This window comes from Aliiroseovarius sp. S2029, assembly GCF_023195575.1.
Lineage (GTDB): Bacteria > Pseudomonadota > Alphaproteobacteria > Rhodobacterales > Rhodobacteraceae > Aliiroseovarius > Aliiroseovarius zhejiangensis.
Genome location: NZ_JALPQE010000004.1, coordinates 371897 through 380016, shown reverse-complemented (window position 1 = coordinate 380016; position 8120 = coordinate 371897). Strand labels below are relative to the sequence as shown.

Here is an 8120-nt window from a genome sequence, read left to right as displayed (position 1 = left end):
CGGCCCACCAAACCCGTGGTGATAAGCTTTCGCACAGCACTGCGGCAAAGACTCGATCGATGGGTTTCCGGCCAATGACAGTGGGCAGCACCAATGTGACTGGCATGTCCTTGAAACGCGGCGCACATCTGACACAACAGGGCAGCGGTGTGGACAAAGAGAGTGTGCGTAGTAGTCTGGAAGCACTGATAGCAGAACACACGCACCAGTATTTTCGGCTTGAAGATGAAAGCGGACATTTCAATATCCTGGTAGGAGCAAAAGCGCTCTTGCCGTTGATCCAATGGATCCGCAGTAATCCATCTTTAAGCTCTCATCTCTGTTTTCGTCGATCTCAACCACCAAGACATGTTTCCGGCGTCGAAGATGTTTCGAGTTTGAAAGACTCAGAAATACTCCAGATCTCCTCGTTGGAAGTGGGCGAATGTGGTATCTCGCTCTATTTCTACAACCAAACGAGTATGGATGGTCGATACTCTGCTCGAAGTAAGAACGCTCCGTTGCGGCACATGAATTTCGACAACCTGACTGAGCCATATGTCGGGTTTTGCCGAGGCGATCCAGTATGCGTGATCTCGTCCACCAAATTTGAACATCCAAGTCAAAACGTGCAGCCGACAGATTTTGCTGGCGAGTTGACTTCAACGCAAGGCGGTTTGGGGCCAATTGATGTCGTCTATACATGGGTTGATTCAAGCGACCCGGTTTGGCAAGCCAAGTTCGCGAAACATGTCGGCAAGACTACGACTACAACTCATGCGTCAGCATTGCGATTCATGTCGCGTGAAGAGCTGCGATTTTCACTAAGATCAGTTCTGAAGCATGCGCCATGGGTGCGAAACATCTTTATCGTAACCGACGAGCAAACGCCCGACTGGTTCAAAGGTTCTGACCGGATAAAAATCGTATCGCATCGCGAGATTTTTCCTGATGTATCGGTACTGCCTGTTTTCAACTCACACGCAATCGAAAGCTGCCTTCATCGCATACCGGGCCTCTCGGAACACTTCTTGTATTTTAATGACGATGTTTTCCTTGGAAAACCTGTAACGCCCGAGGATTTTTTTGGCTCAGACGGATCTCAACGACTCTTCTTTTCGCCTTCTCTTTCCCATAATCCTGACTTTGTTAAGCTTGGGAATAAGCCAACTGATGCCGCATTCTTGAATACGGTTGATATCATCGAAAAGCGTTTTCGAATGACACCCATTGCCAAGGTGCTTCATACACCACATCCAATGCGCAAGTCGGTGCTGAGAATGATTGAAGCAGAGCACCCGGAAAGGTTCTCTCACACTCGTTCAGCACGTATTCGATCCGATACAGACCTGAATACAACCGGAAACCTCGCATACTATTACATCCTTGGATTAGGTCTTGCAGATCGTTCTGGATGCGACATGGATGAGTACCGCTACATTGACACCGGTCAACTGAGGTTGATTGGCAAACTGCAGAAACTCAGACGGCAACCGACCAAGTTTTTCTGCTTGAATCAAACGTCTCACCACGAAATTCCTTTGAATCGCCAAGCGCAATTGATGTGGCTCTATCTCCGCCTGCTCTTTCCGCGGCGGGGCAAACACGAGAGATCGCTATTTTACAGCCTGCGTAAGTACCTACCTCGGTTCCGTGGCGGTTAGGCTTTGAAGTGACGATGCACACAGCTCCACCGACCTCAAGCCAAGCTTAGGCAAACAACGCCAGTCAGGTCCAAGGAGTCCAAACGCGATCAAAGGAAAACCGGAAGGTTGCACATCACAGTAGCATGGCCCCGAAACAACATTCGAATCTTGCCCCCACTGCTTTCGCATAGCAACCGGTATACAGAGAAAAGATGGCCGCGCTCTTTTGCGCAGCCCGCGATATCTTGGCAATATAGACAAAAGTGGTGAGCCGTGAAGGATTCGAACCTTCGACCCACTGATTAAAAGTCAGTTGCTCTACCAACTGAGCTAACGGCCCACTCTGTGAGCGCGGTGACTATAGCTGTGGGCTTGGCAGGTCAACCCCAATTTCCACGGAATCCGCGCGATCTCTGGCAAAAGTTTTTTCAAAGGCGTATATCGCGCGCTATGGCATCTGCTGACTCCATATCCCGACCGCTCGACTTCATGAAATGGCATGGCGCGGGCAATGACTTCGTGATGATCGATTCACGGGGGCGGGATGCTGTTGTCACGCAAGAATTGGCGGCGAAACTGGGAGATCGCAACCGTGGAGTCGGGTTTGACCAGTTGGCCGAGATCAGAAGCTCGGACGCGGCCGATATCGACCTGGATTTCTGGAACGCCGATGGCAGCCGCGCGGGCGCGTGCGGCAACGCGACCCGATGCGTGGCGCAGTTTGTCATGGACACGACAGGGAAAGACGCCCTGACCATTCGTACCGCGCGCGGCATTCTGCAGGCGCGCGCCGATGGCGATCAGGTGGCCGTCAACATGGGGCAGCCGCAAATGGATTGGGATCAAGTACCCTTGGCTTCGGATATCGACACCGCCCATCTTCCGCTGGATGGCGACCCGGTAGCGGTCGGCATGGGCAACCCGCATTGCGTCTTTTTTGTCAATGACGCCGAGGCCGTTGACGTGGCCTCGATCGGGCCGCGCATCGAACATGATCCGCTGTTCCCCGAAGCCACCAATGTCGAGTTTGCCGAGGTGCGCGGACGCGACGAAATCAGGATGCGGGTATGGGAGCGTGGCACCGGGATCACCCTGGCCTGCGGATCCGGCGCCTGTGCGACTGCCGTTGCCGCGCACCAACGCGGCTTGACCGACAAGCGCGTGCGGATGGAGCTGGATGGCGGCTGGCTGACATTGGACTGGCGCGACGATGGCGTTTGGATGACAGGCCCCACGGCTTTTGTGTTCAAGGGACAGTTGACCCAAGAATTTCTGAAAGAGGTCTAGGATGGGTGCGCGCCCTCCCATCTTTGCGACACTGGGCTGTCGCCTGAACGCCTATGAGACCGAGGCGATGAAGCGCCTGGCGGACGATGCGGGCGTTGAAGGTGCGGTCGTTGTCAACACCTGCGCCGTGACGGCCGAGGCCGTGCGCAAGGCGCGTCAGGAAATCCGCAAGCTGCGGCGCGAGAATCCGGATGCCAAGGTCATCGTCACCGGTTGTGCCGCACAGACTGAACCTGAAACCTTCGCCGCAATGGACGAGGTGGATGCCGTGATCGGCAATCACGAAAAGATGGAACCCGCGACATGGGCGGGCCTAGCCCCCGATCTGATCGGTGACACCGAACGGGTGCAGGTCAATGACATCATGTCCGTGACCGAAACCGCCAGTCATTTGATCGACGGATTCGGCACGCGGTCCCGCGCCTATGTGCAAGTTCAGAACGGCTGCGATCACCGCTGCACCTTTTGCATCATCCCCTATGGCCGGGGCAATTCGCGGTCCGTGCCTGCGGGCGTGGTGGTCGACCAGATCAAACGTCTTGTGGACAAGGGGTTCAACGAAGTCGTGCTCACCGGCGTCGACCTGACAAGCTGGGGCGCCGACCTGCCCGGGGAGCCGCGTCTGGGCGATCTGGTCATGCGAATCCTGCGCCTTGTGCCCGACCTGCCGCGCTTGCGCATCAGCTCGATCGACTCGATCGAGGCGGATGAGAACCTGATGCTGGCCATCGCGTCCGAACCGCGCCTGATGCCGCATCTGCATCTCAGTCTGCAACATGGCGATGATTTGATCCTGAAACGGATGAAGCGCCGCCACCTGCGCGACGACGCAATTGCCTTTTGCGAGGAAGCCCGCCGACTGCGCCCCGACATCACGTTCGGCGCGGATATCATCGCTGGCTTCCCGACAGAGACCGAGACGCATTTTGAAAACAGCCTGAAACTGGTCACGGATTGCGACCTGACATGGCTGCACGTCTTTCCCTATTCCAAACGCGACGGCACGCCAGCCGCGAAAATCCCCTCGCAAATCAACGGCGCGATCATCAAGGACCGTGCCGCCCGCCTGCGCGCGGCGGGTGATGTGCAGGCCAAACGGCATCTGGCGGCCCAAGTCGGGAGGCAGCACCGTGTTTTGATGGAAAACCCCACCATGGGCCGCACCGAACAATTCGCGGAAGTTGTGTTCCGAACCCCGCAGATCGAGGGCGCGATTGTCACGGTCACACCCAAGGGGATCACGGGCGACCAATTGCTGGCCTGAACAAGTCGGCGACCATCCGCTGCGCGTCGTGGAATCATAGACATATGGCCTCGCCCTCCCTACATTCAATGTGAAGGAGGATCACATGCCCCTACCACTTGCCCCGATTGCGGCTTTTGCCATCCGCTATGGCTCTGTTGCCGTCGCCACTTATGCTTTCGCCCGTTCGATCGAGCGGGGGCGGCGCGATCAGCGTCACGAGGACGCGCTGGATGATGCGCCCGAAGGCGTCACTGCCCGGCGCGACAATGAACAGGTGAACGCAACCGCACGGATGCGGCGCGTGATTCGGTTTGGCGACGCCGGACCGGGGATCGAGATTGACGCCGTCAGCCTGACCCGCATTCGCTTTCGAAAGGTCTGAACCGTGCAGCTTATTACCTCGCCCGCATCCCCCTTTGCGCGCAAGGCCCGTATGGTAATCATCGAGACGGGTCAGCAGGATGATGTGGAGTTGGTCGAGGTCATCTCCTCTCCCACCGCGCCCAATCCGCAACTGACCGCAGCCAATCCGATGTCGAAAATCCCCGCCCTGATCCGCAGCGACGGGCCGACCCTTTATGATAGCCGTGTGGTGACGCGTTATCTGGACGCACGCGCCGGCGGCGCGCTTTATCCTGAAAGCCGGATATGGGATGTGCTGATCCTTGAAGCGACAGGCGATGCGATCATGGATGCGGGCGTCCTGATGGTTTACGAAAACCGCTGCCGACCCGAAGACATGCAGTTCGGTGGCTGGATGGATGCGCAATGGGGCAAGATCGAAGGCGCGCTGGACGCACTGAACACCCGCTGGATGAGCCATTTGTCCGGTCCGCTGGACATGGGGCAAATCGCCGTGGGCTGTGCCCTGGGCTATCTGGATTTCCGCCATGCGGACCGGGAATGGCGCAAGGGGCGCGATGCGCTGGACGACTGGTTCGCGGTGTTTTCCACGCGCGACAGCTTCAAAGCCACGACACCTGCCTGAGTCGCCCGGCCCCGATCGCGCCGGTATTTCACGAAGTTTTTCCGCCTGTGCGCGCTAACTGCGGCAACATAACCTTGAAAAGCCGCCCCTGCGCCCTAATGACTTCTGGACTGGGCGCAATTCCTTGGATAAACAGCCGCGAAACGGACTGCTTTCTTGGGCGGTCTTTTGTCGTGTCGGTTGCAATTCTGCGACCTAGCTAGGGAGATGCGCTCTTGTCACAAGCCGACGACCACCAAGGAACCCGCCGGGATTTCCTTTATTACGCCACCGGTGGTGCCGCAGCCGTTACGGCCGGCGTCGCAGTTTGGCCGCTCGTTGATCAAATGAACCCCTCGGCTGACGTGAAGGCGCTCAGCTCGATCCGTGTGGATATTTCGGGTGTCGAAGTCGGCAGCCAGATCACGGTGAAATGGCTGGGCAAACCGGTCTTTATCCGCCGCCGCACCGAAGAGGAAATCGCCGCCGCCCGTGCCGATGATGACGCGGCCCTGCCGGACGACAAGGCCCGCAATGCCAATGTTGACGCATCCCTGTCGGCTGCCGATGAAAACCGCTCGATGGACGAAGCGGGCGAATGGCTGGTCATGATGGGCGTCTGTACCCACCTTGGCTGTGTGCCGCTGGGCGATGGTGCTGGCGATTTCGGCGGCTGGTATTGCCCCTGCCACGGCTCGCACTATGACGCATCTGGCCGCATCCGCAGGGGTCCGGCACCTGAGAACCTGCCCGTTCCCGTCGCCGAGTTTGTCGACGAAACGACGATCAAACTGGGCTAAGGGAGGCTTATATGTCCGGAATTCCTCATGATCATTACGAACCCAAGTCGGGGTTCGGAAAATGGCTCGACAAGCGGCTTCCCGTGGTCGGGCTTCTGTATGACACCCTGATGATCCCCACGCCCAAGAACCTGAACTGGTGGTGGATCTGGGGTATCGTCCTGACCTTCTGTCTGGTGATGCAAATCGTGACCGGCATCATTCTGGTGATGCACTACACGCCGCATGTCGACATGGCGTTCGCGTCCATCGAACACATCATGCGCGACGTGAATGGCGGGCATATGCTGCGCTATGTTCACTCCAACGGCGCTTCGCTGTTCTTCGTGGCCGTCTATATCCACATCTTCCGCGGCCTGTTCTATGGTTCATATAAAGCCCCGCGCGAAGTCACATGGATCATCGGCATGCTGATCTATCTGATGATGATGGCGACCGGCTTCCTGGGCTACGTTCTGCCCTGGGGTCAGATGTCCTTCTGGGGTGCAACCGTCATCACCGGCCTGTTTGGCGCCATCCCTTTCATCGGTGAAGGCCTGCAAACCTGGCTGCTGGGCGGACCGGCTGTGGACAACGCCACGCTGAACCGCTTCTTCTCGCTGCACTATCTGCTGCCCTTCGTGATCGCCGCATTGGTCGCCGTGCACATCTGGGCCTTCCACACCACGGGCAACAACAACCCGACCGGTGTTGAAGTGCGCCGTGGCTCGAAAGAAGAAGCCGAGAAAGACACCCTGCCCTTCTGGCCCTATTTCGTCATCAAAGACCTGGTTGGCCTTGGCATCGTGTTGATCATCTTCTTCGCCATTGTCGGCTTCATGCCCAACTATCTGGGCCACCCCGACAACTATATCGAAGCCAACCCGCTGGCGACGCCTGCGCATATCGTGCCGGAATGGTATTACCTGCCCTTCTACGCGATCCTGCGCGCCTTCACCGCTGATGTGTGGGCCGTGCAAGCGGTCAGCTTCCTGACCGGCGGCATCGTCGATGCGAAGTTCTTCGGCGTGCTGGCGATGTTCGGCGCGATTTTCGTGATGGCGCTGGCCCCGTGGCTCGACACCTCGTCGGTCCGCTCTGGTCAGTATCGTCCGGCGTTCAAGTGGTGGTTCCGCCTGCTGGTCATCGACTTCATCGTTCTGATGTGGGTCGGGGCACGCGACACGAACTTCCCGCATGACTGGATTTCGCTGATCGGAGCGACGTACTGGTTCGCCTACTTCCTTGTCATCCTGCCGCTGCTGGGCCTGTTCGAGAAACCGACCACGCCACCAGCGACGATCGAGGAAGACTTTAAAGCCCACTATCCCGGCGCAGCCGAGTGAGAGGATTGAAAACTATGATCAAGAAGCTCACAAAATCCGCCGTCGTCGCGCTGGCGCTCACCACTGGTGGCGCGCTGGCAGCCGGTGACGAAGGTCACATCGAAGACATCGCGTTTTCGTTCGAATGGCCGTTTGGCACCTATGACCAGGAACAGCTGCGTCGCGGCCTGAAGGTCTATACCGAGGTCTGCGCGGCCTGCCATGGCTTGCGCTACGTGCCGTTGCGCACATTGGCCGACCCCGGTGGTCCGAACTATACCGAAGATGAAGTGCGTGCCTATGCCGCCGAGAACTTCACCATTTATGATGAAGAGCTTGAGGATGACCGCCCGCGCAAGCCGTCGGATTTCTTCCCCACCGTATCGGGCGAAGGCATGGGGCCGGACTTGTCCCTGATGGCCAAGGCCCGCGCAGGATTTCATGGCCCCGCAGGCACCGGTCTGAACCAGCTGTTCCGCGGCATGGGTGGCGCTGAATACATCGCCAGTTTCCTGCTGGGCTTCAATGGTGAAGAAGACGAGGTTGCCGGCAGCGTCCTTTATGGCAACACCGCCTTCCCGGGCGGCTGGGTGTCGATGCCCCCGCAGTTGGAAGACGGCCTGGTCGACTATGACGACGGTCACAACAACTCGGCCCATCACATGGCCGAAGACGTGGCCGCGTTCCTGATGTGGACCGCAGAACCGAAGATGATGGCCCGCAAACAGGCTGGCTTCGTGTCGGTCCTGCTGCTGGTGCTGCTGACCTCGCTTCTGTATCTGACCAACAAGAAACTGTGGGCCCCGCACAAGGGCAAACAGCTTGATCTGTAATCAGATCGACCAATGAACAGAAAAGGGCGCCCCTTGGCGCCCTTTTTCTTTGGTTCGG

Annotated in this window: 8 protein-coding genes and 1 tRNA gene; 8 read left to right on the top strand and 1 reads right to left on the bottom strand. The window is 57.9% G+C overall.

Annotation, left to right across the window (positions count from 1 at the left end; genetic code table 11):
* Positions 1 to 1643, top strand: a 1643-nt coding sequence (locus MUY21_RS10935; protein WP_248410415.1) for a stealth family protein, incomplete at its 5' end; no start/stop codon positions are given.
* Positions 1644 to 1889: 246 nt separating this feature from the next.
* Here the strand turns inward: MUY21_RS10935 and MUY21_RS10930 are convergent.
* Positions 1890 to 1965, bottom strand: a tRNA-Lys gene (locus MUY21_RS10930).
* 110 nt (positions 1966 to 2075) lie between these two features.
* Between MUY21_RS10930 and dapF the strand changes: the two genes are divergently transcribed.
* The 7 genes from dapF (at position 2076) to MUY21_RS10895 (ending at position 8062) form a co-directional block, all read left to right on the top strand.
* Positions 2076 to 2912, top strand: a complete 837-nt coding sequence (gene dapF / locus MUY21_RS10925) for a diaminopimelate epimerase (protein WP_248410414.1) — start codon at positions 2076 to 2078, stop codon at positions 2910 to 2912.
* A gap of 1 nt (position 2913) precedes the next feature.
* A complete protein-coding gene (gene mtaB, locus MUY21_RS10920; protein WP_248410413.1) occupies positions 2914 to 4176 on the top strand; it encodes a tRNA (N(6)-L-threonylcarbamoyladenosine(37)-C(2))-methylthiotransferase MtaB in 1263 nt (420 codons plus the stop codon).
* An 85-nt stretch (positions 4177 to 4261) separates the two neighbouring features.
* Positions 4262 to 4540, top strand: coding sequence for a hypothetical protein (locus MUY21_RS10915; protein ID WP_248410412.1), 279 nt, complete (start codon positions 4262 to 4264; stop codon positions 4538 to 4540).
* Between the two features lie 3 nt (positions 4541 to 4543).
* Positions 4544 to 5146, top strand: a complete 603-nt coding sequence (locus MUY21_RS10910) for a glutathione S-transferase (protein WP_248410411.1) — start codon at positions 4544 to 4546, stop codon at positions 5144 to 5146.
* Positions 5147 to 5361: 215 nt separating this feature from the next.
* Positions 5362 to 5925, top strand: a complete 564-nt coding sequence (gene petA, locus MUY21_RS10905; RefSeq protein WP_191286704.1) for a ubiquinol-cytochrome c reductase iron-sulfur subunit — start codon at positions 5362 to 5364, stop codon at positions 5923 to 5925.
* Between the two features lie 11 nt (positions 5926 to 5936).
* Positions 5937 to 7250, top strand: a complete 1314-nt coding sequence (gene petB, locus MUY21_RS10900; RefSeq protein ID WP_248410410.1) for a cytochrome b N-terminal domain-containing protein — start codon at positions 5937 to 5939, stop codon at positions 7248 to 7250.
* A gap of 14 nt (positions 7251 to 7264) precedes the next feature.
* Complete coding sequence (locus MUY21_RS10895; protein WP_248410409.1) at positions 7265 to 8062, top strand: cytochrome c1; 798 nt, start codon at positions 7265 to 7267, stop codon at positions 8060 to 8062.
* The last annotated feature ends 58 nt before the right edge of the window (positions 8063 to 8120 follow it).